This window comes from Pirellulales bacterium (genome assembly GCA_035546535.1).
GTDB lineage: Bacteria > Planctomycetota > Planctomycetia > Pirellulales > JACPPG01 > JACPPG01.
In genome coordinates, this window is record DASZWQ010000009.1 from 1 (window position 1) to 25338 (window position 25338).

Annotated in this window: 21 protein-coding genes; 16 read left to right on the top strand and 5 right to left on the bottom strand. The window is 63.5% G+C overall.

Annotation, left to right across the window (positions count from 1 at the left end; genetic code table 11):
- Window positions 1–378: 378 nt before the first annotated feature.
- A complete protein-coding gene (locus VHD36_00725; protein ID HVU85812.1) occupies window positions 379–933 on the bottom strand; it encodes a DinB family protein in 555 nt (184 codons plus the stop codon).
- A gap of 173 nt (window positions 934–1106) precedes the next feature.
- Between VHD36_00725 and VHD36_00730 the strand changes: the two genes are divergently transcribed.
- The 5 genes from VHD36_00730 to VHD36_00750 all read left to right on the top strand — a co-directional run bounded on the left by VHD36_00730 (window position 1107) and on the right by VHD36_00750 (window position 7112).
- Window positions 1107–2942, top strand: a complete 1836-nt coding sequence (locus tag VHD36_00730; GenBank protein ID HVU85813.1) for a UbiD family decarboxylase — start codon at window positions 1107–1109, stop codon at window positions 2940–2942.
- 42 nt (window positions 2943–2984) lie between these two features.
- Window positions 2985–3959, top strand: coding sequence for a prepilin peptidase (locus VHD36_00735; protein ID HVU85814.1), 975 nt, complete (start codon window positions 2985–2987; stop codon window positions 3957–3959).
- Between the two features lie 57 nt (window positions 3960–4016).
- Window positions 4017–4790 (top strand): SDR family oxidoreductase, encoded by a 774-nt coding sequence (locus VHD36_00740; protein HVU85815.1) that lies wholly within the window; start codon window positions 4017–4019, stop codon window positions 4788–4790.
- Between the two features lie 129 nt (window positions 4791–4919).
- Window positions 4920–6086: a TlpA disulfide reductase family protein gene (locus VHD36_00745; GenBank protein ID HVU85816.1), complete on the top strand. Its 1167-nt coding sequence runs from the start codon at window positions 4920–4922 to the stop codon at window positions 6084–6086.
- Window positions 6087–6152: 66 nt separating this feature from the next.
- Window positions 6153–7112: a CHAD domain-containing protein gene (locus tag VHD36_00750; protein ID HVU85817.1), complete on the top strand. Its 960-nt coding sequence runs from the start codon at window positions 6153–6155 to the stop codon at window positions 7110–7112.
- 36 nt (window positions 7113–7148) lie between these two features.
- On the opposite strand, the gene VHD36_00755 is transcribed toward VHD36_00750, so the two are convergent.
- Both VHD36_00755 and ribA read right to left on the bottom strand, forming a co-directional pair.
- Complete coding sequence (locus VHD36_00755; GenBank protein HVU85818.1) at window positions 7149–7586, bottom strand: hypothetical protein; 438 nt, start codon at window positions 7584–7586, stop codon at window positions 7149–7151.
- Window positions 7587–7863: 277 nt separating this feature from the next.
- Entirely contained in the window at window positions 7864–9075 is a 1212-nt protein-coding gene (gene ribA, locus VHD36_00760; protein ID HVU85819.1) for a GTP cyclohydrolase II, read from the bottom strand.
- A gap of 184 nt (window positions 9076–9259) precedes the next feature.
- Here ribA and VHD36_00765 point away from each other — a divergent pair, with 184 nt between their 5' ends.
- From VHD36_00765 to VHD36_00785, 5 genes are all read left to right on the top strand, one after another.
- On the top strand, window positions 9260–10123 hold the full coding sequence (locus VHD36_00765; protein HVU85820.1) for a hypothetical protein: 864 nt from the start codon (window positions 9260–9262) through the stop codon (window positions 10121–10123).
- Between the two features lie 456 nt (window positions 10124–10579).
- Window positions 10580–11023 (top strand): CBS domain-containing protein, encoded by a 444-nt coding sequence (locus tag VHD36_00770; protein ID HVU85821.1) that lies wholly within the window; start codon window positions 10580–10582, stop codon window positions 11021–11023.
- 120 nt (window positions 11024–11143) lie between these two features.
- Entirely contained in the window at window positions 11144–13015 is a 1872-nt protein-coding gene (locus VHD36_00775) for a 2-oxoacid:acceptor oxidoreductase subunit alpha (GenBank protein HVU85822.1), read from the top strand.
- A gap of 12 nt (window positions 13016–13027) precedes the next feature.
- A complete protein-coding gene (locus VHD36_00780; GenBank protein ID HVU85823.1) occupies window positions 13028–14056 on the top strand; it encodes a 2-oxoacid:ferredoxin oxidoreductase subunit beta in 1029 nt (342 codons plus the stop codon).
- A 21-nt stretch (window positions 14057–14077) separates the two neighbouring features.
- Entirely contained in the window at window positions 14078–14599 is a 522-nt protein-coding gene (locus VHD36_00785; protein HVU85824.1) for a CBS domain-containing protein, read from the top strand.
- Between the two features lie 93 nt (window positions 14600–14692).
- Here VHD36_00785 and VHD36_00790 read toward each other — a convergent pair whose 3' ends face one another.
- Window positions 14693–14869 carry a hypothetical protein gene (locus VHD36_00790; protein HVU85825.1) on the bottom strand — a complete coding sequence of 59 codons (177 nt, stop codon included), beginning with the start codon at window positions 14867–14869 and terminating at the stop codon, window positions 14693–14695.
- Window positions 14870–15165: 296 nt separating this feature from the next.
- Between VHD36_00790 and VHD36_00795 the strand changes: the two genes are divergently transcribed.
- From VHD36_00795 to VHD36_00805, 3 genes are all read left to right on the top strand, one after another.
- Entirely contained in the window at window positions 15166–16428 is a 1263-nt protein-coding gene (locus tag VHD36_00795) for a WD40 repeat domain-containing protein (GenBank protein ID HVU85826.1), read from the top strand.
- Window positions 16429–16732: 304 nt separating this feature from the next.
- The gene (locus VHD36_00800; protein HVU85827.1) at window positions 16733–17329 is read left to right on the top strand and encodes a hypothetical protein; all 597 of its coding nucleotides are present in this window, start codon (window positions 16733–16735) and stop codon (window positions 17327–17329) included.
- Window positions 17330–17450: 121 nt separating this feature from the next.
- On the top strand, window positions 17451–18047 hold the full coding sequence (locus tag VHD36_00805; protein ID HVU85828.1) for a hypothetical protein: 597 nt from the start codon (window positions 17451–17453) through the stop codon (window positions 18045–18047).
- A gap of 63 nt (window positions 18048–18110) precedes the next feature.
- Here the strand turns inward: VHD36_00805 and VHD36_00810 are convergent, their stop codons facing one another.
- Complete coding sequence (locus VHD36_00810; protein HVU85829.1) at window positions 18111–19640, bottom strand: hypothetical protein; 1530 nt, start codon at window positions 19638–19640, stop codon at window positions 18111–18113.
- A 132-nt stretch (window positions 19641–19772) separates the two neighbouring features.
- On the opposite strand from VHD36_00810, the gene VHD36_00815 reads away from it, so the two are divergent.
- From VHD36_00815 to VHD36_00825, 3 genes are all read left to right on the top strand, one after another.
- Window positions 19773–20762 (top strand): D-glycerate dehydrogenase, encoded by a 990-nt coding sequence (locus VHD36_00815; protein HVU85830.1) that lies wholly within the window; start codon window positions 19773–19775, stop codon window positions 20760–20762.
- 325 nt (window positions 20763–21087) lie between these two features.
- Window positions 21088–23859 carry a DUF1549 and DUF1553 domain-containing protein gene (locus VHD36_00820; GenBank protein HVU85831.1) on the top strand — a complete coding sequence of 924 codons (2772 nt, stop codon included), beginning with the start codon at window positions 21088–21090 and terminating at the stop codon, window positions 23857–23859.
- Between the two features lie 28 nt (window positions 23860–23887).
- On the top strand, window positions 23888–25338 hold a 1451-nt coding region (locus VHD36_00825; protein ID HVU85832.1), incomplete at its 3' end, for a DUF1501 domain-containing protein.

Consider the following 25338-nt stretch of genomic DNA (forward strand, 5'->3'; position numbering starts at 1 on the left):
GGTCGAATGCGGCAGTCTTGAAAACTGCTGGGTGCGCAAGTGCCCCGGGGGTTCGAATCCCTCCCCATCCGCTTGATGATCAAGCGCTTTCGCGCTTCTCGTCCAATCAACGCCGCGAACGAACAGGAAAGCCGCCGGCACAGCTCAGTCGGCCGGGCGTTCTTGGAACGCCGTCGGAAGCATCAAAAGCGACGGGCAGCAGCCCGGCCTCGCGGACGCCTGGACTGTTAAGCCCTGGGCAGTAGCGTTGGCGGTAAGAGCGGCCGAATCATTGAGTTGAACGTCGACCATCTCAGCACTTTCCCATGTCCTGGCGAGACGTCGAGAGGATTCTTCAGTCGCCCGATCTCGCCAACCTCGGCCCGCTTGATCGATATTCTAAAGCCCAGTCTGGTCCGATCGGCTTCCCTGCCCCAGCCTTCGCGCGACGATCGCCAGGTGATGCCGGGCGTGGCCCACGATCACGTAGGCCCAGGCGCGTACGCTGAGCAACATGCCCGAGGCCGTTACGCGCCGCAGCCAGGCCGCTTCGTCCAGGTGGCGGAAGAGATCGATGCTGGCCTGCCGCACGTGGCTGAATTCAGACAACAAATCGGCGTGCGGAAAGGTGCCGTGATGGGCCTGGCGGGCGTAATCATTTTCTTCGAAGCCGGGCAGCGGGGTCGTGTCGCCGCGTGCCGCACGCAGCGCTCGATACGCAAAAACTCGCTCAGCGTCCGTGATATGGCCGATGACTTCCTTGATCGACCATGTGTAGGGTGGGTGCAAGGTGTTAGCCGTCGCCTCGTCGAGCGGTTGTAGCATGGCGACCGCCGACTTATGTTGCTCGGCCAACAGGTCGAGCACGCCCCGCTCGGGCACAAGTTCGACATAGCGGGCGAAGGGGCCATGATACTCGTCCATTTCGGGGCGTCCCAGGCTGTTCGTCGACATATGGGGCCTCCTTCGAAATCGTCAGGGCAACCTGCGCCACGAAACGACCTGGTCCTCCGACGCACCGCGCTGACATCGGCTAGAATTCTACACGAATTCGTCGCGCGCAGGGCCGGACCGGTTCCGCTGCGCGCGGCTCCCTGCAAAGCCATCGAAACCCCAAAACCAACCCCATGGGCTACCGGACGCTCGCCGCTTGTATTGCCGATCTCGAGCGTGCCCGGCAGCTCGTGCGCATCGGAGAAGAGATCGACCCGTACCTCGAAGCGGCCGAGATCCAGCGCCGCGTCTATGCCGCTGGCGGGCCTGCCGTCTACTACGCGCGGGTGCGCGGCACGCCTTTCCCGATGGTCAGTAACCTGTTCGGCACCATCGAGCGGTTACGGTTCATGTTTCGCGACACGCTCGAGGCCGTGTCGCGGCTGGTCGAGCTGAAAGTCGATCCCAGCCAGGCGGCGCGGCGCCCCTGGCGCTATCTTCCCGCGGCGCGCACGGGTTTGCACATGCTGCCGCAATTCGTGCGCAGCGGGGCGATTCTCGCGCACGAGACAACCGTTGACCAATTGCCGCAACTGACCAGTTGGCCCGACGATGGCGGCCCCTTCGTCACGCTTCCGCAGGTCTACACGGAGGATGCCGACGCACCCGGTTGGCGACAATCGAACCTGGGAATGTACCGCGTGCAGCTGGCGGGCAATCAGTATCGCGCGAATGAGGAAGTCGGGCTGCACTACCAGATTCACCGCGGCATCGGCGTGCATCATGCCGCGGCCATTCGTCGTGGCGAACCGTTGAAGGTCAACATCCTGGTCGGCGGACCACCGGCGCTGGCCGTGGCTGCGGTCATGCCGCTGCCGGAAGGAATGCCCGAGGTGACATTTGCCGGCGCACTGGGCGGGCGTCGCTTGCGCATGGTGCGACCATCGTCCGGTGGCTTGCCGATCGTGGCCGAGGCCGACTTTTGCATTACGGGCCATGTCGATCCCGATCGGCAATTGCCCGAGGGCCCCTTTGGCGACCATTTGGGTTATTACTCGCTGGCGCACGATTTCCCCGTGCTACGCGTCGAGCACGTGTATCACCGGCCCGGGGCCATCTGGCCGTTCACAACGGTCGGGCGGCCACCGCAGGAGGATACATCCTTCGGACAATTCATCCACGAGCTGACGGGGCCCGTGGTGCCGACGCTGGTGCCGGGGGTGCGCGCAGTACACGCTGTCGATGCGGCCGGTGTGCATCCGCTGCTGTTGGCGATCGGCAGCGAGCGCTACGTCCCCTATGCGGTGCGCCGGCAACCGCAAGAGTTACTCACGCAGGCCAACGCCCTGTTGGGGCAGGGGCAAATGTCACTGGCCAAGTATCTGCTGATCGTGGATGGGGAAGACGACTCGCGGCTCGACATCCATGACATTCGGGCGTTCCTCGGTCACTTGCTCGCGCGTGTCAATTGGGGGCGCGACCTGCATTTCCAGACGCGAACCACGATCGATACGCTCGATTATTCCGGTACCGGGCTGAACGAGGGATCGAAAGTCGTCATCGCCGCCTCCGGCCCGGTGGTGCGCGAATTGCCCGCGACGATTTCCGAGCTTCCGCGGTTGCCGGACGACTTCCACGATCCGCGCGTGGCGCTGCCAGGGGTACTCGTCGTGACAGGGCCCAAGCATCGCGGACGGGACGACACGAGCGTCGAAGCGTTCTGCGCAGCCTTTACCCCGAGTGATACGATCAATCGGTTTCCGCTCGTCGTCATTGTTGACGATAGCGAGTTCGCCTCGCGGTCGCTTAACAATTTCCTGTGGGTCACGTTCACCCGCTCGAATCCGGCGGCGGATGTTCACGGCATCGCGGCCGCGACCGAGGCCAAACACTGGGGTTGCGCGGGCTCGCTCGTGATCGACGCCCGGGCGAAACCGCACCATGCGCCGCCACTTGTCGAAGACCCGGAAGTGTCGCGGCGTGTCGATCGCCTGGCCGCGCGCGGCGGCCCGCTGCACGGTATTATTTAGTAGTTGCACCACGTTTGGGCCCTGCGTCGTCGGCGGGGGCTCATGACTTTTCCGCGGCACTTTGATCGCATGGCCTTAGCACCGCTCTTGATTCTGCTGTGGTGCTTTGCCGTGGGGGCGTGCGTAGGCAGCTTCTTGAACGTTGTCGCGTGGCGGCTGCCGCTGGGGATGAGCTTGTTGTGGCCGGGCTCCCACTGCCCGAAGTGCAAAAAGCCGATCCGGATTTACGACAATGTGCCGGTGCTGGGCTGGCTGATGCTAGGCGGGCGGTGCCGCGCCTGTCGGGCGCCGATTTCGCCGCGCTACCCGGCGGTGGAATTTGCGACGGGTTGCGCCTTCGCCGCGCTGGCTTACGTCGAACTGGTAAGGGCCGGCTTAAATCTGCCCGGCGTTGCGCCGGAATCGTCAAAGGGCTTGCTGGCCCTCTGGTTGTATCACGCTCTCTTGGCCTCGCTGCTGATCGTCACGGTGCTTTTCGCTTGGGATGGCGCCCGCGTGCCGCCACGGTTTATCGTGCTGGGCCTGGCCGCGGGGCTGTTTTTGCCGCTCTACGCCCCGGGACTCTATCCCACCGACGAACTCGGTGACTTTGCCGAGCCGGGCTTGGGGTTCGCCGGAGTGCTCGTCGGCGCGGCGCTGGGCGTGCTGATCGTCTGGTCATCGACCGGCCGAGCCCGGGATGCCGAAATCCCCTTCGAGCCATCGGTCGTTGCCGCGACTTTCGTGGGTGCGTTTCTCGGACCGCGGCCGGCGCTCGATATCGCGGCCGTCACGCTGGCTTTGTCATTCGTCGGGCGGCTGGCGAAAATGCCATCGGGTCGCAAAACCGCACCAGCCACGGCCGTTCTGGCAGTCGTTGCGATCGCGTATATCGCTGTCTGGAGATGGGTGGTCGAGCTGCGCTGGCCAGCCCGTTACGAATCGCGGGAGATGATCGGGCTAACCGGCGCGGCCGCGGTGCTGCTTGGCGTGCTCTCGTTTCTGCTTATGCGCATTCAAAAGCGGCGCGGTGCCTGAGCAGCTAGAATCGTGAGCGGCAACGTTCGAACATTCGCGCAGCGAAAGGAGCTACGGTTGACGAACTCGGCAAAAGCACCTCCGGCCGAACAACCGGTGGCGCTGGTGACTGGCGCCGGCGCTCCGCGGATTGGGAGCGTCGTGGCACGCGCCCTTTCGGCGCGAGGCTACCGCCTGGCGGTACACGCGAACACGTCGATCGTCGACGCACAGCGGCTGGCCGATGAATTGTCGGCCGCCGGTAGCGAATCGATCACGGTCGCCGCCGACGTGCGCGACGAGCGGGCGGTGAGCGCTGCCGTCCGCCGGGCGCACGATCACTTTGGCAGGATCGACGCCCTGGTGAATTGCGCCGCGATCTGGCAAAAGAAACGCCTGGAAGAAGTCACGGCCGACGATGTGCGGCGGAACTTCGAGATCAACACGCTCGGCACGTTTCTGTTCTGCCAGCAAGTGGGGCAAATCATGGTCGGACAAACGCAAGGCGGAACGATCGTCAACTTCGGCGATTGGGCCATTGCGCGGCCGTACCTCGATTACGCGGCGTACTTTCCCTCGAAAGGGGCAATTCCTACGCTTACACGCACCTTTGCCGCGGAACTGGCCAGCCGGAATCCACGTATCCGCGTGAATGCCATTCTGCCGGGACCGGTCATGCTACCCGATGATCTTTCGCCCAGCGAGCGAGCGAAGGCGATCGCCGGCACGCTTTTACGACGCGAGGGATCGCCGCAAAACATCGCCCAGGCGGTCGTATTCCTTTTGGAAAACGACTACATTACCGGTGTTTGCTTGCCCGTGGACGGGGGGCGCAGCGTTTTTGGAATCTAGCGCACGGCGGCGCGACAGGCCGGGGTACGCGCCAGGAATCGCGCGGGGCACTAGATCATGCGACACAAGAGCATTGGGCCCGACGGCAACGGTCGAAGGCGTGACACTACGCCTCGTCGACGGCCACCCGTGGCTCGCCCGAATCGACTCAAGACGTCTGGCGCGTCAGCCGCCTTCCTGCTCGCCATGTGCGTGACCGTCGCCGGTCTCCTGTTTGCACCGGGCTACGCCGACGACGATGCCGGCAAACCGGCGGATACGCAAGACAAGGCCCAGCCGGCGAACTTGTACCTGGCCCGGCCTGGGCTGTCACCCGAACAATTACTCGATTTCATCGATCGCATGAAATCGAAGCCCAAGAGCCTGCGCAGTCGGCCTGGCTTTTCGCTGGCGATCCTCGACGCGGCGGATCGCATTCTCGCGTCCGATGCCGATGCTTCGCTAAAAACCGTCGCACTCCTCGAGCGGCTGACCGAATTGCATTATCAGGCCGCGCGGGGGGACAAGGCGTGCGACGATCAGATTCGCGAACTGCTGCCGGTCCTGCAAAAGGATACGCGCGAGAAGATCGTGGCCGAAGTGCGCTTTCTTGACCTCGAACAGCGCGTCTTAGCAGCCGATGAGGTGCCGCCCGAAAAGCTCCCCCCGCTGTTGGACGAAGTGCGCGAGTACGTGAGCAAAAGCACGCCCTCGGCCCGCGATCTTCGTCTGGCGTCGGGCACGGTGCGGATCATCAACCGCGTGCCGGACGATGAGCTTGCGGCGCGTTCGTATCGTGAGTTCGGCGCGGCCTTTGCTCGCAGTGACGATCGCGAGCTAGCCCGTTACGGCCGCAGCATTGAAAAAGCCACCAAGCCACCGAGCCTGATCGGCAAGCCGCTCGAGATTTCCGGGACGCAAGTCGACGGGATGCCGATGGATTGGGCGTCGTATCGTGGCAAGATCGTGCTGGTCGATTTTTGGGCTACCTGGTGCGGGCCGTGTCGGGCCGAGATCCCGCAGCTCAAAGAGACTTTCGCGACGTTTCACAAGCGCGGCTTCGAAGTGATCGGGATCAGCCTGGACACCGATTTCGCCGCGCTGACCGAGGTGTTGCGCGACGAGGAAATCCCCTGGCCCAACTTGTTCAACGAAGGTGACCGCGGCGGCTGGAAGCATCCGCTCGCGGTGAAATACGACATTCATGCAATTCCCGCGTCTTTCCTCGTCGATCGCGAGGGGAAGGTGATCGCGATCGATCTGCGCGGTCCGCAACTGATCGAACAATTGGAGCGATTGTTGCCCGCGGCGCCCTGAATCAGTGGCGGAGCGGGTAAAGGTAGAGAAAGAAGGCGACAGCGCCTGTCGTCCGAGGACCTACGAGTGCGCAAAGGGAAATGGATTCAAGGGACTGCCCCGGGCGATCCGGTTTCGGACGCCGCCCGCGAGGCCTTGCGCGCGCGGCTGCGAACCGTGGCCTACTACTTGCCACTGGCTTCGTTCAAAAGCGACCGGGACATCGAGTACGTTCACCAGGTGCGCGTGTCGACGCGCCGCGCGGTGGCGCTATTGCGCATTTTTCGCTCCTTGATGGCGGAAAAGGATGCCGACTGGCTCGATCGCAAATTGAAGCGTATCCGCCGCGCCGCCAGCGAAGCCCGAGACCTGGACGTGCTAGGCCGGCGGATTGCCGAATGGGTCGAGGCGAACCCGTCCAGTGGCCGAGCGGCGCTTTTGTATCGCGTGGAGCGTGCGCGCGACGGTGCCCAGGCGCCGGTCCGCAAGGTGCGGAAAAAGCTGGCGGACAAGCGGTTTGGCGGCCGTATCGACAAGATCGTTAAGCGTGTCCGTTGGCGCGAAGACGGGCCCGAGCCGAGCTTTGCGGCGGCCGCGGCCGGGTGCCTGCGTACCGTGGCCGAGCCATTTTTCGAAGCGGGCGCCGGCGACACGGCCGACCTGGACGCGCTGCACCGCTTCCGCATCACGGCCAAGCATCTACGTTATTCGATGGAAGTTTTTGCGGCGGCGTTCGGCCCGGATTTCCGCACCGATTTGTATCCATGCTTCGAGGAGGTGCAGGCGCGGCTGGGCGATATCCACGATCATGCCGCGGCGCTGGCGCGCTTTCAAACATGGCTGGCCGAATGGGACGACGGGCCCGAGACCGAGGCCTTGCGCGAGCTGGCCGAAGTCGAAAAGGGAAACCTCGCCCGCACGCGGCAAAACTTCATCCGCTGGTGGACCCCCGAGCGCGCCGCCGAATTGCGGACGCGCTTCGACCAGGCCATGCTCACGCAGGCGACCGTGCATCATGCGACGGCGCCCGGCGAAAAGTCGGCGTAGCCTGGTTACCCCTGGCCATCTGACAGCTCAAAGCCTTCACGGCTTCACGTTCAGCGGCGATACGACCGACTGCAGGAACCGGCCGCCGCTTTCGTACCAGCCGTAGCGCGTGAACCGGCACCAGTGCAGGTCCATCAAGAAGCCGATCCAGTTGCCCGGCCCTTGTTCCAGGGACGCAATCACCCGGCGGAAGGGCAACGGAGCGGGGTGATAGAAGCCGAGCCCGGTTTCGGAAATCTGTTTGCCCGCCGCCACTACCGGTGGACCGACCTGGGTAACGCCGTCGGGCATCACGGGAGTCAGCACGATCAGATGGGGAAACGGGTACCGATGCGCCCGGCGGCGTTCCACCGTGCGCTCGCTAGGATAGCTATTGGCGAGCAATGTCCGCACACTTGTCGCGACGTCGGCGTCAGGAGTTGGTATTCGCCCTATCGTGTTTACCGTTGCCGCTGCCGTGGATACCGTTGCCATCGCTCGATGTCTCCCCTGGGCCTGGTGCGATTGCGGCGCTTAGTCCGGACCGCCAAACGACAAAAAAAACCACACAATATCGCAAAAGCGGAACGTACGACTGCCCAAGGGGAGGTGCAGGATCGGACCCGCTCTGCCACTCGAATTGCTCGTGCTCGAAATGCCAGTCTGGGCGGTCTAGATGTGATACGCAACCGCCAATGGATACGTACTTCAGGTTTGGCGAGCGGTCAAACGAGAAAGCGCGGGAATTGCCAGTTCGCGGCGAATTGGCACGTCACTCGGGGAGCTGATGCCCCATTTTCTCGCGCTTCGTGGCCAGATAGCCGGCGTTATGCTCGTTGATAGGCGGCAAAATCGGCACCTGATCGACGACCTGCAGATCGAAGCCGCCGTAGATGAAGGCGTCGGTCTTTTTGGGGTTGTTGGTCAAGAGTCGGACCTTGGTCAGCCCCAGATCCTTGAGCAATTGAATGCCCACGCCGTAGTCGCGGGTGTCGGCCTTGTAGCCCAGCGCCAGGTTGGCCTCGACCGTGTCGAGCCCCTCGTCCTGCAGGCGATAAGCTTTGAGTTTTTCGATCAGTCCGATGCCGCGCCCTTCCTGGGGCAAGTAGACCAGCACGCCGGCTCCTTCGTTGCCGATCATTTGCAACGCCATCTGCAACTGGTCGCCGCAATCGCAGCGCAGCGAGCTGAGCAGATCGCCGGTGAAGCAAGACGAGTGCAAGCGCACGAGCGGTGCCGTGACCTTCGACAGGTCGCCCATCACCAGCACGATCGGCTCCTGGCTTTCGTAGCGTACGCCATAGGCGATGATCTCGAATTGGCCGTACCGCGTCGGCAAGCGCGCCGGCTCGTTCAATCGATAAACCAGCTTCTCGCTGCGGCGGCGGAAGCGAATCAACTCTTCGATCGAAATGATTTCCAAATGATGCTGCGCGGCCAGGCCGAACAGCGCCTCGCGGTCGGCCCGATTGCCATAGGCGTCGAGGATTTCACACAACACGCCCGCTGGCGATAGCCCCGCCAGCCGCGCGAGATCGACGGCGGCCTCGGTGTGGCCGGCGCGGCGCAGCACGCCCCCTTCCTTGGCGATCAACGGAAACAAGTGGCCCGGCCGGACGAAATCGGCCGGAGTGCTGTGCGGATCCACGAGCGCACGAATCGTGGTGGCCCGTTCCTGCGCCGTGATGCCGGTCTTGGCCGTGCGGTGATCCACCGGCACGGTAAAAGCCGTGCCCAAGGGAGCCGTGTTCGTTTCGACCATCGGCCCCAGCTTCAGCCGCTCGCAGGCCTCGGGCAAGAGCGGCATGCACACCTGCCCGCGACCGTGCGTTATCATGAAGTTGACGGTCTCGGGCGTTGCTTTCTCGGCCGCACAGATGAAGTCTCCTTCGTTCTCGCGATCCTCGGCGTCGACCACGATGACGAGGCGGCCGGCGGCAATCGCCGCTACGGCTTTTTCGATCGAAGAGAAGCGGGTAGACATCAAAGCTTCCTGAAAAACGAACGTCCACGAGAGACCCGACGCACAAGCCCGGCGACGATCTGCCGGGCCGGGGAGTAATATTGGATTATAGACGTGGCCGGTCGCCTCGCTACGGTCGGGCACCGGCAACTTCCACCGAAAAACCGCGTAAAACTGCCTGAGGATTCGCGTTATAGGGCCGCCGATGCTGGATCGTGAGGAATACGTCGAGCAGGCCTATTTCTTCCGGACTCTTGGCGAGCGCGCCGAGCAGAAACTGGCCACCCAGGACCTGCTGAAGTCGGTGCGCGAAGAAATCCTGGCCACCACGAAGCTTCCGCTGGCGATCGATTTTCTGGCCAGCGAGTTGAATCTGACGGGCGTGTTCGGTCCGGCCATGGCGCGGCTGCCGCACTATTTCACGCCGTTTCAGACATTCGTGGTGCAGGCGGCGGAGAACGAGCGCGGCAAATTCGATTTCGCCGTGGCTTTGTCGATACTGGAGCGCGAGGCGCTGTACCGCGCCGAGGGATCAACGCGGCAGGGCATGTTCCTCTACCAGTTCGAATGCCTGTGCCGGAACCGGCTGGGCTATGACCGGGGCCTGGATGCGATCGCCGCAGACCCGATGTATGACGAATTGTGGCGCGAGTGGATTCGGACCGTGCGGCAGCAGATCGGCTTGATCGACTTTGCCGATCTGGTCTACGTGCGCAGCGAGCATTACCTGGAGACGCAAGCCCGGCTGGGGCGCAGCAGCCCGAACGACAAGCCGGCGCTATTCGGGGTGAAGGAGGGGCGGATTGCGCTGGCGAATCGCCTGAAGGATCCGCTCTTGTTGTTCGCGGCGCTTGAGCGTCATTTGCACTACCCCACGGTGCCGCGACCGAAGAAGGTCGATGAGAGCCGGCAGATCCTGCCGACCTTGCTGCGGCGTGTCGAACGGCTGGAAACGCGCCTGAAGCTGCTCGAAGAAGAGCAGAAAGGGGGCATCGACCTCACGAAGTTCTACGGCCGCACGGCGCACCTGCCGGATGATGACGAGCCGCCCGTGAGCGACGCGCCCTAGACGGGTCGATGGTCGGCCCCGGTTCTGTCGATTCTGTAAGGTGCTGGCAACGATTAATCCGTCGAAGAGCGTTGCCACGTATAGGACTTGGGAAAAGACCTCAATTGCCGTTCAACGCGGCGAGGGATCGTGGTACATTCGGTGAAACGACCAGAATTTGCGGGTTCGCGAGAGTTTTCCGAGCAGTTTCCAAGAGAGTTTTCCGACCCTGGCCGCTTGTTGCCGTTTTGCCTGGGTGTTAAGGTTGGCGCTTGACAGCACGATAAGCTCGCCGAGCCGTTGCCGGCAGCAAAATCGTCTGTTCCTGCCGCATCGCAGCGAGACCCGAGATTTCTGCTCGCCGAGATGGGCTTCTCGCCCAGACAGGCGAGCGCCCTGCCTGATTCCTTCGCCGCTCGCTCGGCGAACGTGGGTCTGCTGTTCGAGGTACGGACTGTGGACATCGAGTTCAATTTGATGACGGAATCGGTCGACCGGGCCGGTCCCGTCGAGCCGGTTTACGTCGAGCCAGGAACCTCGCTGCGCGATGTTCTGCTGCTGCTCCGCGAACGTAACCGTCACAGTGCGCTCATCTGTCGGGACGGCGTCTTGATCGGGGTCTTCACCGAGCGCGATGCTTTGAAGGTGATGGCGCGCAACACGGATCTGGCCACGCCCGTCGAGCAAGTCATGACCCCCAAGCCGGTCACCGTGCAGGCGGGCGATAAGCTGGGTCTGGCCGTAGAAAAGATGGCGACCGGCGGTTATCGCCGATTGCCCATCGTGGACGGCGCGGGCCGCCCTTCCGGCTTGCTGAATGTGGCCGGGATCATTCACTACCTGGTACAGCACTTTCCCAAGACGATCTACAACCTCCCCCCTGTGCCGCATCCGGTGATGCAGCAACGAGAAGGACCATAACGCACCGCACCTCGGGCGCGTCGTTGGCCCCCGCCAAAACGCCTTCGTGATGATTGATGATTCCTTCGCAGCGTCGAACCGTGCGATTGCCTTTACTTAAGGGACAATGAGTCGATGGCTATGAGTACTGAAACTGCTCCACGTGAGGCCAAGCATCCCCACAAGCCTGTCAAGGAGCTGGTCTCTGCGACGGTGCGCTTTTGCGGCGACTCGGGCGACGGCATGCAGCTGGCCGGCACCCAATTCACGAATACGTCGGCGCTGGCGGGCAACGACATTGCCACGTTTCCGGACTTTCCGGCCGAGATTCGCGCCCCGCGCGGCACCAAGGCAGGGGTGAGCGGTTTCCAGATTCACTTCGCCAGCAAGGAAATCTTCACGCCGGGCGACCAGGTCGATGCCCTCGTGGCCTTCAATCCGGCCGCGCTCACGACGAACCTTGTCGACCTGGTGTCGGGCGGCATCCTGGTGGTGAACAAAGACGCCTTCGACGAGAAGGGCCTCAAACAAGCTGGTTACGAAGAGAGTCCGCTCGAGGACGGCAGCCTGAAGGCCTACCAGGTGTTCCCGGTCGAAGTCACCCGGCTCACGCGTCTGGCCGTCGAAGGATTGGGCCTGGGCGTGAAGGAGGCCGATCGCTGCCGTAACTTCTACGCGATGGGCCTGATCTTCTGGCTCTACGATCGCTCGCTCGAGCCGACGATGCGTTACATCGAAGCCAAGTTCGGCAAGCGGCCCGAAATCGCCGAGGCCAATCGCCGTGCCCTCAAGGCCGGCTTCAACTACGGCGAAACAACCGAGGCCTTTGCCAGCCAGTTCCGCGTCAACAAGGCCGAGCTGACGCCGGGCTTGTATCGCAACATCATGGGCAACGAGGCCACGGCCTACGGACTGATCGCGGCTGCCAAGCGCAGCAATTGCGAGCTGTTCCTGGGCAGCTACCCGATCACCCCGGCGAGCGACATTCTGCACGAGCTGGCCAAGCACAAGAATTTCGGCGTCCGCACGTTCCAGGCCGAGGACGAAATTGCCGCCGTCACCTCGGCAATCGGAGCGAGCTTCGGCGGCGCCATGGCCGTCACCACCTCGAGCGGACCGGGCATCGCGCTGAAACAGGAAGCGATCGGCCTGGCCGTCATGACCGAATTGCCGCTGCTGATCATCAACGTGCAGCGTGGCGGTCCGAGCACGGGACTACCCACCAAGACCGAACAGGCCGACTTGTTGCAGGCCGTGTGTGGCCGCAATGGCGAATGCCCCGTGCCGGTGGTCGCCGCCCGCAGCCCGGCCGATTGCTTTGACGCCGTGCAAGAGGCGTGGCGGATCGCGGTGCGTTACATGACGCCCGTTTTCCTGCTCACCGACGGCTACATCGCCAACGGCTCGGAGCCGTGGAAGCTGCCGGACGTGAAATCGCTGGGCACGATCGAAGTTAAGCACCCGGGAGCCCTCTCCAACGGCGACGTCTTCCATCCCTACGCTCGGGACGAGCGGTTGGCCCGCCCCTGGGCGTTGCCGGGCACGCCGGGCCTGATGCACCGCATCGGCGGTTTGGAGAAGCAGGACATCACCGGCAACGTGAATTACGAGCCGGCCAACCACCAGCACATGGTCGACCTTCGGGCCAAGAAGGTGGCCAACATCGCGCTCGACATCCCGGCGCAAGCCGTCGACGGTCCGGCCAAGGGCAAGCTGCTGGTCCTCTCCTGGGGCGGCACCTACGGCGCCTGCGCCACCGCGGTGCGCGAGGTGCAAGCCAAGGGAGGCTCGGTCGCCCACGCCCATCTGCGTTATTTGAACCCGTTCCCGGCGAACCTGGGCGACCTGTTCAAGAATTACGAAAAGGTTCTCATCCCCGAGCTCAACAAGGGGCAGCTCCGCTTGTTGATCCGCGGGACCTACCTGGTCGATGCCGTGGGCCTCAACAAGGTGCAGGGCAAGCCGTTCAGCGTGTACGAACTCACCAACAAGATCAACGAACTTCTGGCATAGGTTTATCGCGTAATGAGCACTGATACCTCGACCTCCTTGCCCGTGTTGACGGCCAACGATTTTGCCAGCGATCAGGAAGTGCGCTGGTGCCCCGGCTGTGGCGATTATTCGATCCTCGCCCAGATGAAGAAGGTGTTGCCTTCGCTGGGCGTGCCGCGCGAAAAGATGGTCTTCGTGTCGGGCATCGGCTGTTCGAGCCGGTTTCCCTATTACATGAACACCTACGGCATTCACTCGATTCACGGCCGCGCGCCGGCCGTGGCCACGGGTTTGAAAGCCGCCCGGCCCGACCTGACGGTGTGGGTGATCACCGGCGACGGCGACGGCTTGAGCATCGGCGGCAACCACCTGATGCACGCCATCCGCCGCAACCTCGACGTCAACATCGTGCTCTTCAACAACCGCATCTACGGCCTCACCAAGGGGCAATACTCGCCGACTTCGCCGCTGGGTAAAGTCACCAAGAGCACACCCATGGGCGCCATCGACAATCCCTTGCACCCGCTATCGATCGCGATCGGCTGCGAAGGAACCTTCGTCGCTCGCTCGATTGATACGAACATCAAGCACCTGGGCATGGTGCTGAAGCGGGCTGCCGAGCATCGCGGCACGTCGTTCATCGAGGTCTACCAGAACTGCAACGTGTTCAACGACGGCGCCTACGACTACGCCACCGATCGCGAGACGAAGTCCGACACGACGATCGAGTTGGAGCACGGCAAGCCGCTGATCTTCGGCAAGAATCGCGACAAGGGGATTCGCCTCAACGGCATGAATCCCGAAATCGTCGAGCTGGGGAAAGGCATTTCCGAGGACGACCTGCTGTTCCACGACGAACAGGCCCCCGAGCCGAGCCTGGCCTACTTGCTCAGCCGCATGTCACACCCCGAATTCCCCGAGCCGATCGGCGTGTTCCGCGCCGTGAACAAGCCAATGTACGACGAGCTGCTCAATGCGCAGATTGTCGAGGCGAAGAAGGCCAAGGGCGAAGGCGATCTCAACAAGCTGTTCCTCTCCGGCGACACGTGGACTGTGTCGTAACTCTATAAGCATCTACATCCGATGGTCATCTGCCCGTTTTGCAAAGAAGAGAACATCGACGGCGTTGACGAGTGCGAGCAGTGTCAACAGCCGCTGGGCTTCTTGAGCAAGCCGCGGGCGTCCTCCAAGGTCGAGCACAGCCTGATCAAGGATCAGGTCTACATGCTCGGCCCGCGCAAGCCGTTGGCGGTCGATCTGGCCACGGCCGTGGGCTCGGTGTTGGAGCTGATGGTCACCCGGGCCATCGGCTGCGTCGTGGTGACCGAGGCGGACCAGATGGTCGGCATCTTTACCGAACGCGACGCGCTGTTGCGCTTGAACATCGACGCCGGGAAACTCGCCAGCCGCCCGGTGCGCGAGTTCATGACCAAGGCGCCTGACACGGTCACGTCCGACGCGCCGATCGCCTTCGTCTTGCACAAAATGGATATCGGCGGCTACCGGCACATGCCGGTCATGGATGCGGGCAAAGTGGTCGGCATCGTCTCGGTGCGCGACATCCTGCGCTACATCACCGAAGATCTGATGTCGCTCAGCGGCTGAGCGACGCCAACGATCGCTGGGGAGCACTAGCCCGACGCGCCAGCGAGGGTCTTTGCGGTGAATGCGAGGCAAAGCGAGCCTGCGGCCCGACCGCTACTTCTTTTTCTTGATCGCTTTCTTGGCGGGCTTTGCGGCCGGCTTGGCCTTGGCCGATTTGGTAGCCTTTTTGGCGGGCTTGGCCGCCGACTTGCCTTTTTTGCCTCCAAAAACGCTGTCCCAATTCTTCGAGAATTCCGGGCTGGGGCCCGAACGCACGATCGGTCCTGACATGGGTCGCCAAACTCCTTGCGGTGAATTGCTGCGGGTCGCGACACAAGCGGCCGCAGTCGGAACTGCTCATTCTAAGCCCGCTCGCCGGCTCGACAAGCATACGGCGGCGCGGTAATCGGTCGTGGCGAACTGCCGACGAACGGATTACGATAGTGAGGTCGTCTTTACGGGGTGGGCTGCCCGAGAGACCCGCCCGTTCCCCCGCCCGCCACGAAGCGCCGCACGTCAGAAGCTTAAGAACATTGGCAGCCAAACATCACGCGCCAAAAAATCGCGAGTCTATGGAGAACTACGCTATGCCTCGCCGACAGACACCCACCGACCAGTTGCTTGCGATCGGACTCGTTACGCTGGCCGCGCTGCTGAGCCTCGTTGCCCGGCCGGCCATGGCCGATGAACCCGCGTCGCTGGCCACGAACCGCAATTGGGTGACCGCGCTCGCCTTTTCGCCGGATGGCAACACGCTGGCCACGGTCGGGGGGCAGACGCTTTTGTATCGGCCGGGCGAGGTGACGCTGTGGGACGTCGCCACCGGCAAGGAAAAGGCCAAACTCGACGGCCATCAAAGCACCGTGTGGGCCGTGGCCTTCTCGCCCGACGGCAAGACGCTGGCCACGGGGAGCTACGACGGAGTGCTCAAACTGTGGGACGTCGAGAGCGGCAAGGAAAAGGCCTCGGTCCAGCCGCACAAACACTGGGTCACGGCCATGGTTTTCTCGCCGGATGGCAAGCTGCTGGCCACGGCCGGCGAAGACATGACGGCCAAGCTTTTGGATCCAAACACAGGCGCCGAGGTGAAGGCCCTGGCAGGGCATACCGGTTCGGTGACGGGCATCGCCTTCTCGCCCGATAGCGCCACGGTCGCTACTTCGAGCGGCGATAAGACCGCCCAGCTATGGGACGTCGCCGCCGGAACGAGCAAAGCCAAACTCGAAGGACATGGCGACGCGGTCACGGCGGTTGCCTTTTCGCCCGACGGCAAGACCCTGGCCACCGGCAGCGCCGATCGCGCGGTGAAACTGTGGGACGTCGCCACGGCAAAAGAAGCGGCCACGCTCGCCGGGCACAAGAATTGGGTGACCAGCGTCCGCTTCTCGCCCGATGGAAAAGTGCTGGCCAGCGGCAGCCATGACCACTCGGCAAAGCTCTGGAACGTCGACAGCCGGCAAGAGATGGGCACGCTCGGCGGATTGGAAGGAACCGTGTGGAGCGTGGCCTTTGCGCCGGGGGGCCAGATGTTGGCCGTCGGCGGTCAGGGGGAAGGCGCACACCTGGTGAAGTTCGTGCAAAAACTCGAATTCCAGGACGTCTTCCCGCGCACCGCTCCGGCGGCTCCCGCGCAGCCAGCGGCTCCGGCGGCCGACGCGGCGGCTGCCGCCGCGGCAAAGCCGGCTGAAGCGGCGAAACCAGAGGAAAAGAAGCCCGAGGAAGCCAAGCCGGCCGACGCCGCGGCCAAACCGGAAGAAAAAAAGCCGGACGAGAAGAAGCCCGAGGAGAAGAAGCCGGAAGAGGCCAAGCCGGCTGACGCGGCCAAGCCCGCCGATGCGCCAAAGGCATAATCACACTGGCGGCATCCGCTTGATCACGGGGCTGACCTTGGCGTCCCGTCATGCTGTGGCCCGGAGTGCGATCGATCGCCCCGCAGAGCCAAGCCATCTTGCGCGATTAACTCGGTCACATCCGATGGATCGAGTCGGCTTTCTTTCCGTTTGCGCCATCTATAGCGGTCCCATCGGCCGTCTCACGTCGCCTATGGCCTAGATTGGCATGGGGCCGACGCCGACAAATTGTTGGACGCCAACGCGCGATCACCAGGCAGGGGCCCGGTACCGATTTCTCTCTTTGACCGTTGAGGAGAATGCGATGCGCGCAAGCTTGTTATTGATCGCGGCGATGATGACCGCTGGTTGGGCCGGCAGGACGTTGGCGGCCGAGACGAACGACGCCGACTACTATCCGCTCAAAGTCGGAAATCAGTGGACTTACGATTTGACGTCCGACGGCGAGAAGTCGACGCTTGTCGTGCGCATCGTCAAGGAAGAGGAGGTCGACGGCGTCATGCTGTATCGCCTTGAAGCCGAAACCGACGGCGAGATCTCGGTCACCGAGCATTTGCGTGTGACCGACGAGGGAGTTTACCGCTGCCGCCGCAACGGCGCCCAAATAGAACCGCCGCTATGCGTGATCAAATTCCCCATCAAACAGGGTGACAACTGGGAAGGCGAAGCGCGCGTCGGCCGTGAAGATTTCGACATTACCGGCAGCACGACTCTGGACGAAGTCGAGGTTCCCTTCGGCAAGTTCTCCGCCGCCAAGGTGATCATCACCACCAGCGAAAACGGCATGAAAATCAGAAGCACGGATTGGTTCGCACCAGGCGTCGGCATGGTCAAGCAAGTGATGCGTTTCGGCGACCGCGAAATGCTGTATGAACTCGTGGACTTCACAGCGGGCGCCTAGAAAGCCCCCTTGTTACTTGTGACCTGGATTGGCCTGGGCCCGTAACCAATCGGACGGCAGCACGCTATTACCAGGCAGGGGCCTTTTACCGATATCTCTCAATGAAGATGAGGAGAATGCGATGCGCGCAAGCTCGTTATTGATCGCGGCAGTGATGACCGCCGCCTGGACCGGCACGACGTTGGCGGCCGAGACGAACGACGCCGACTACTATCCGCTCAAGGTGGGCAACGAGTGGACGTACCAGTTGGAGTCCGACGGCAAGCAATCGACGCTCGTGACGCGCGTCGCCAAACAAGACGAAATCGACGGCGTCGTTCTTTACCGCGTCGATGCCGAATCCAACGGCGCGGTCGTCGCCACGGAGCATCTGCGCGCGACCGACGAGGGAGTTTTCCGCTACCGCTACAACGGCTCCGACGTTGTTCCACCGGTGTGCGTCATCAAGTTCCCCATCAAGGACGGCGATACCTGGCATGGCAGGAGCCGCGTGGGCAAAGAGGACTTCGAACTCGACGGCAGCATCACCATGGACGAAGTGCAGGTACCGTTCGGCAAATTCGCCGTCGCCAAGGTCCGGATCGCCACCGTCGAAAAGGGCATGGAGGTGACGAGCACCTACTGGTTCGCGCCGGGAGTGGGAGCCGTCAAGCAGGTGATGCGCTTCGGCCAACGCGAGATTCCGCTCGATCTGGTCGACTTCAGGGCGGGCGAATAAACAATGGGAGAATCCGTCGCTGCGCGCGTCGATTTTCGTAACGCGCGCAGCGACTGCGATCCCTTATTTCTCGAAGCGCCGCAAGATTTCGAAATCTCCCAAGCGCGCCACGGGCCGGTAGTTGTATCGGACCAACAGCGCCTGCACGAGCCGCACGTCCGCGGGTATCTCTTCGGGCGCCATTCCCACGTGGAATCGTCCGCCCTGGGCACCCCCGCTCACCAGCACATCCGGCGGTGAATCCAGGTACTCGCGCTCGATTTCCTCAAGCGGCGTGGGCAGGATCCGATGATTCGGTTCGAGCAAATGGAACATCCATTGGAAGGTGTTAGCCGGCCGCAGCCGCGAGGCGAACTGAATCGCCTCGCAGGGCATGGCGCCCACGACCATCAGAGTGCCGCCGGGTGGCGCAATTTCGTCGGCGACGGCTGCGATGCTCTCGTAATTCTCCAGGTCCCGGGATCCGAAGCGTTCGTTGCCGAAGTACGAGAACATCGCCTGCACGAGGACGACGGCCAGTCCGGCTGACAGGAGCCACGCCTTCCAGGAAGTCTTCTTCGCCAAACGCTCTACCCCCAAGCCGACAACGAGCGCGACGAAGGGAAACGTGTTGGCCCAGTAGTGAGAATAATTGCGCCCCGGCAACATCGCCGCGCCCCATCCCACGGCGAGCACGACAAACGCGAAAGCAGTCTGCCGGCGACTGGTGGCCGCCAGAATTCCAAAGATCGCGACGATCCATGGCAGCGGCCCACTGCTGAGCATCCATCGCCAGTCGGCATTGCCTTGGTATGCGCCGAGGTTCGCGTACAGCCGTGGGTAGACAAAGACCGTCCAGAAGTACATCGGCACATCGCCGGTCGCGAAAACGGCAGCCAGGATCACTGCCCAGCAGGCAAGCCCGCTAGCGGCAATCGTGGCCAGCGCGCGCAGCTTCTCGGCGCATGGGCGCGGCGTTTGTCCAATCGCGAAGATCGGTACGAACAGGCTGAGCACCATGTTCTGTCGGACATGAAATGCCAGGCAGCCGCAAACGCCGATCGTCAGGCACAGCGCGAGCGAGCTCTGGCCGCGACGGTAGATCTCGAGCGCCGCGATCAGGACCGGAGCGACGAAGAGATTGGCCACGATCTCGGACGAGGGACAGGCCCAGTCCCAATACGACAACGGAAAGAGCGCCAGAAACAGTGCGCACGCCGCGGCCGCCGCCGGAGCGCGCCGAAACGCCCAGACGTACATAGCGGCCGTCGCCGCAACGCAGCAACCGCAGAAAAACGCAATTCCGCGGTAAGAGCGCGGGACGAACAACTGCGGCAACGCGTAGGCCCACACCAGCACGGGCGGTTTGTCGGGCCAGACCTCGGTATACAACCGCTGGCCGGCCAATACCTGCCGAGCGGCCTGGGCGTAATAGAACGGATCGGGATTGCGGATATCGCCCGTCGCGTGCAGAAAGAGCGAGGGTGTGAGGCCGAACAACGTGAGGATCGCTGTCCCCCAGGCGACCTTCCGGATCGCGACGCTCGGCATGACGCTCGCTGACGATTCGCCCACGGCCGCGGCGTCATCGGGACGGGAATGACGTTGCGCCATGATCGAGGAAGACTCTTGGTTCCGGCTTTGCGAAGAGGGACGAGGCGGCCCATTACGGGCGGCTACCGGCGGCGGTATGCTAGGGGCGTTTTCCTTCCCCGCGCATTTCCCTGCCGAGAGCGAACGTTCATCATGCCCAAGCCCAAAGTATTTGTCACCCGCATCATTCCTGACGCCGGGTTGGATAAAGTCCGCGAGTTCTGCGACGCCGACGTGTGGAGCGAGCCGTTGCCTCCCTCGGCCGACGAACTGAAGAAGCGCATCGCCAGCTGCGAAGGATTGCTGTCCCTCTTGACCGAGCGCATCGACGGCCCACTGCTCGACGCGGCCCCGCGGCTGAAGGTGGTAAGCAATTACGCCGTCGGCTTCAACAATATCGATGTGCCGGCCGCCACCGAGCGCGGAATCGCGGTCGGCAACACGCCCGGCGTATTGACCGATGCCACGGCCGACATGGCCTTTGCGCTTTTGATTTCGGCGGCGCGGCGGATCGTCGAATCGCAGAAGTACGCCGAGCGCGGCCAGTGGAAAACCTGGGAGCCCAAAGGGCACATCGGCCAGGACCTCGCGGGCCGTACGATTGGCATCGTCGGCCTGGGTCGCATTGGCCTGGCCATGGCCAGACGCTGCCACGGCGGCTGGGGCATGAAGGTCCTTTACCACGACGTGTACGCGAATGACGCCGCGGAAAAAGAGCTAAACGCCCGGCGCGTCGATCTCGACACGCTGCTGGCCGAGTCGGACTTCATTTCGGTTCATACCGATCTGAACGACACGACGCGCGGCATGTTCAATGCCGCGGCATTCAAGAAGATGAAGCCGACGGCGGTGTTCGTGAACACGGCACGCGGGCCGCTGGTGGTCGAGGCCGACCTGGCCGACGCGCTTCGCAAGGGAGTGATCTTCGCGGCCGGCCTCGACGTGACCGATCCCGAGCCGCCGCGTGCGGACAATCCGCTCTTGAAGTTGCCCAACTGCGTCGTGGCACCGCACATCGCCAGTGCCACCGTGTCGAGCCGCAACGCCATGGCCGAGATCGCGGCCGATAACCTGATCGCCGGAGTGACAGGCAAGCCGCTACGGGCCTGGGTCAATCCGGAAGTGGCGGAGAGGCGGAGATAAGCGCACGCACCACGGAGACATGGAGGCACGGAGGGAATGGCAAGGCCAACAAGCGCGGAGCGATGAGTGCTAAGTGATGAGTTGAAAGAATACGGTCCCTCTTGCGGCAGGTCGCCAGCAGCCTACTCGTCTGCCTTTCTCCGTGCCTCCGTGTCTCCGTGGTAAGTCCCTCCAACGCATCCAAAAATCTTGATGTTACGGGTGCTCCTGGTATGCTCAAGGGGCGTGGCCTGCCAGGCCATCCTGCCGAGAGCGTTATGCGTCCCCTGATCGGCGGCCGTTGTGGCCGCCGAGGTGTGAGACAACCAGGGAGTCGCCCCTGCCGATGCTGCGAAGGTTTTCGCCCCTCAGTACAGTTGTTCCCGCGCTTGTGGGCGCGCTGGCGGTTCTCTGCGCGCAGGCCGTGGCCGACGAACCTTATGGGCGCTTTCAATTCGACGAGTCGGATCGGGAGCACTGGTCGTTCGTGCTGCCTAAGCGCCCGGCGGTGCCGGCCGTCAAGAACAGCGCCTGGGTGAAGAATCCGATCGATGCCTTCGTGCTCGTGCGGCTCGAAGACGAAAAAATCGAGCCGAATCCGCCCGCCGATCGGCTGACCCTTTTGCGGCGCGTTTATCTCGACCTGATTGGCCTGCTGCCGACGCCCGCCGAACAGGACGCCTTTCTTGCCGACGACTCGCCCGAGGCGTTGTCGCGCGTGGTCGATGACCTGCTGGCCCGGCCCGAGTACGGCGAGCGGTGGGGGCGGCACTGGCTCGACGTGGTTCGCTATGCCGAGTCGAACGGCTATGAGCGCGACGGCGCAAAACCGAGTGCCTGGCGTTATCGCGATTACGTGATCGAGGCGTTCAATGCGGACAAGCCGTTCGATCGCTTCCTGACCGAGCAATTGGCCGGCGACGAGTTGGCCGACGCCAACGCGGAAACCTGCATCGCGACGACGTTCTTGCGCCTCGGGCCGTGGGATGACGAGCCGGCCGACGCGGTCGTCGATCGCTACGATCAGCTCGACGACGTGCTGGGCACGACGGTGTCCACGTTCATGGCGTTGTCGCTGCGCTGCGCCCGGTGTCACGACCATAAGTTCGAACAGTTCACGCAGCGCGATTACACGCGGATGCTGGCGATCTTCGAACCGCTCAAGCGGCCGCAGGAGGGACGCACCGACCTGGACCGCATGGTGGGCACCGCGGCCGAGCTGACGGCGTACCAGGCGGCGACCAAGGCGATCGACGAGCAAATGGCATCGCTCGGCGGCGAGCGCGACCGCGCCGAATGGGCGCTGAGCAAGCGCCTGGCGTCGGCCGGCATGCTGCGAACGCCCGAGATGCACGCCGTGGCCGCGACTTCGCGTGAGCAGCCGCAGGCGTGGCGCTACACCGAAGAAAAACCGCCCGAGGGGTGGGAGCAATCGAACTTCGATGCACGAACCTGGAAAGAAGGGCCCGGCGGCTTTGGCGACGAAGGGACGCCCGGCGCCGTGGTGCGCACGCCGTGGAAATCGAACGACATTTGGCTGCGGCGCGAGTTCGAAATCACGGCCGAGGCGCTCGCTTCGCTCGATCGCGCGCGGCTGCGATTCCTCGTGCATCACGATGACGCCTGCGAGGTCTATATCAACGGCGTCCTGGCGGCGATGGTGGCGGGCTTTACCGTCGATTACAAAACGCAGCCGATTTACGGCGACGGCGTGGCCGCGCTCGTGCCTGGCAAAAACGTGCTGGCGGTCCATTGTTCGCAGACCACGGGCGGCCAGTACATCGATGTCGGTTTGGTCGCCGTCGAAGCTTTGCCCACGGCCACCGGCGGGGCGGACATCGATGCTCTCGTGCTGCCGGCCGACGCGGCCGAGGCGTTTCTCGTCGACCCCGCCGCGCGCAATGCCAAGCAGCACGAGATGGTCAAAAAATTCCGCCCGAAGTTGAAGCAATTGCTCGAGCGGTGCGGCGATGACCGCGAGAAGCAATCCTTCGAAGAGTTGGAGCGCCGGCTGGGCGAGGCCGACAAGGCGCGGCCGACCGCGCTGCCCAGCGCGTACATCTGGTTCGAAGAATCCAACCAGGCCGGCCCGTCGCATGTGTGGCGGCGCGGTAATCCGCGCGACTCGATCGAAGAGGTCGGCGCCGGCTTTCCGGCGATCCTCGTCGACAGTCCGCCACCGCCGGCGACGCCCACGGCGAAGAGCACGGGCCGGCGCGCGCAACTGGCGGCGTGGCTGGCGAGCGCCGACCATCCGCTGACCTCGCGCGTGCTGGTGAACCGCCTCTGGCAGCATCATTTCGGCGATGGGATCGTGGGCTCGGAGAACGATTTCGGCGTGATGGGCGAAATGCCCACGCATCCGGAGCTGTTGGATTGGCTCGCCTCGGAGCTGGTTGCCGGCGGCTGGCGACTGAAACCTCTGCACCGGCTGATCGTGCTGTCGAACACGTATCAGATGTCGTCGGCCACTCGGCCCGAGATCGCCGCTCGCGATCCGGCCGACGATCTCTTGTGGCGTTATCCGCCACGGCGGCTCGAGGCCGAGGCGGTGCGCGATTGCGTGCTCGCTACGGCCGGCACGCTCAATCGCGACCGCGGCGGACCGAGCGTTTATCCCATGATCTCGCCCGAGGTGATGGCCACGCAATCGAAGCCGGGCAATGGATGGGGCAAATCGAAGGCGTCCGAGGCGGCGCGGCGCAGCGTGTACGTGTTCGTCAAACGCACGCTCTTGGTGCCCGAGCTGGAAGTGCTCGACTTCCCCGATACGAATGGTTCGTGCGAGCAGCGTGTGGTCTCGACCGTGGCGCCGCAAGCGCTCACGTGGTTCAACGGCGCGTTCATTCGCGAGCAAGCGCAGGCGCTGGCCGCACGGTTGGCGCGCGAAGCGGGCGACGACGATCGCGCGCGTGTCGATTTGGCGTATCGCCTGGCGATGGCCCGGCCCGCGTCCGACGCCGAGCGCGACGCGGTGCTTGGTTTTCTAGCGAGGCAGACGCGGCGGATCGCGGCCGAAAACCAGCAGGCGAAGGAGCCGGTCGACGCTCGGCAGCGGGCGCTGACCGATTTTTGCCTGGTGCTGCTCAACGGCAACGAGTTTGTGTATGTCCGATAATGGGGTCCGACGAGGCGCGGATACGCGAATGAGTGCTGAACAAAACAGAACCGCGATCAACGGCGCGCTGCCGCGGCTGACGCCGTGTGGGCGTTCGCGCCGCGAGTTTATCTGGCAGGCCGGCGGTGGCTTCGTCGGCACGGCGCTTGCCTGGATGTTGGATCGCGACGGCTTCTTTTCCTCGCGCGCGACGGCCGCCACCCGCTCACCGCTCGCGCCACGGCCACCGCATTTCGCCTCGCGGGCCAAATCGTGCATCTTCATTTTCAACTACGGTGGGCCGAGCCAGGTCGACCTCTTTGACCCCAAGCCTGAGCTGAACAAGCGCCACGGCCAGCCGATCCCGAATCTCGACAACGATCCGCTCTTCAAGAGCCGCAATCCCGGCATGCTGATGGGCACGCCGCGCAAGTTCCAGAAGCACGGGCAGTCGGGCGTGGAAATCTCGGACCTGTTTCCGCACCTGGCCACGTGCGCCGATGACCTGGCGATCATCCGCTCGTGCTATGCCGACAGCTTCGCCCACGGCTCGGGCCTGCTGCAGATGAACACCGGCTTCGTGCGGCAGGGTTATCCCTGCCTGGGCTCGTGGGTCACATACGGGCTGGGCTCGGTGAACGAGGATTTGCCGGCCTTCGTCGTTTTTCTCGATCATCGCGGTGGGCCAATCGGCGGAGCGCCGAATTGGAGTTCGGGCTTCATGCCGGCGTCATTCCAGGGAACGCAATTCCGTACGACCGGCGACCCGCTCATCGACCTGAAGCCGCCCGGCGGCGTGACCGCGGCGCAGCAGCGCGAGCAATTGGACTTGATGCGCGAGCTTGAACACTTGGGCCCTGCTGGCGGCGTGGCCGATAGCCAGTTGGCTGCGCGGCTGGAAACTTACGAGTTGGCCTTTCGCATGCAAGCAAGCGCGCCTGAGGCGGTCGATGTCGAGCAGGAAACCGCCGCCACGCAATCGGCCTACGGGCTCGACGACCCCAAGACCGAAAAGTTCGGCCGACGCTGCCTGATGGCGCGCCGCCTGGTCGAGCGCGGCGTCCGCTTCGTGCAGGTCTATTCCGGCGGAGGCCATCTGGACGAAAACTGGGACGCCCACACCGACGTGCAGGCCAACCACGCGCTGCATTGCGGCGAGACCGATCAACCAATCGCTGCTCTGTTGAAAGACCTCAAGCAGCGCGGGTTGCTGGACGAGACGCTGGTCGTATGGGGTGGAGAATTCGGCCGCACGCCGACCTCACAGGGAGACCGGGGCGGCCGCGATCATAGCCCGCGCGGATTTACGATGTGGATGGCCGGTGGCGGTATCCGCGGCGGCGTGACGTATGGCACGACCGACGATTTTGGATTTGCCGCGGCCGAAAACAAGGCGCACGTACACGATATTCATGCCACGATCCTGCACCTGATGGGGCTCGACCACGAGCGGCTCACCTATTTTCACAACAGCCGCGAAATGCGCCTCACGGACGTCGA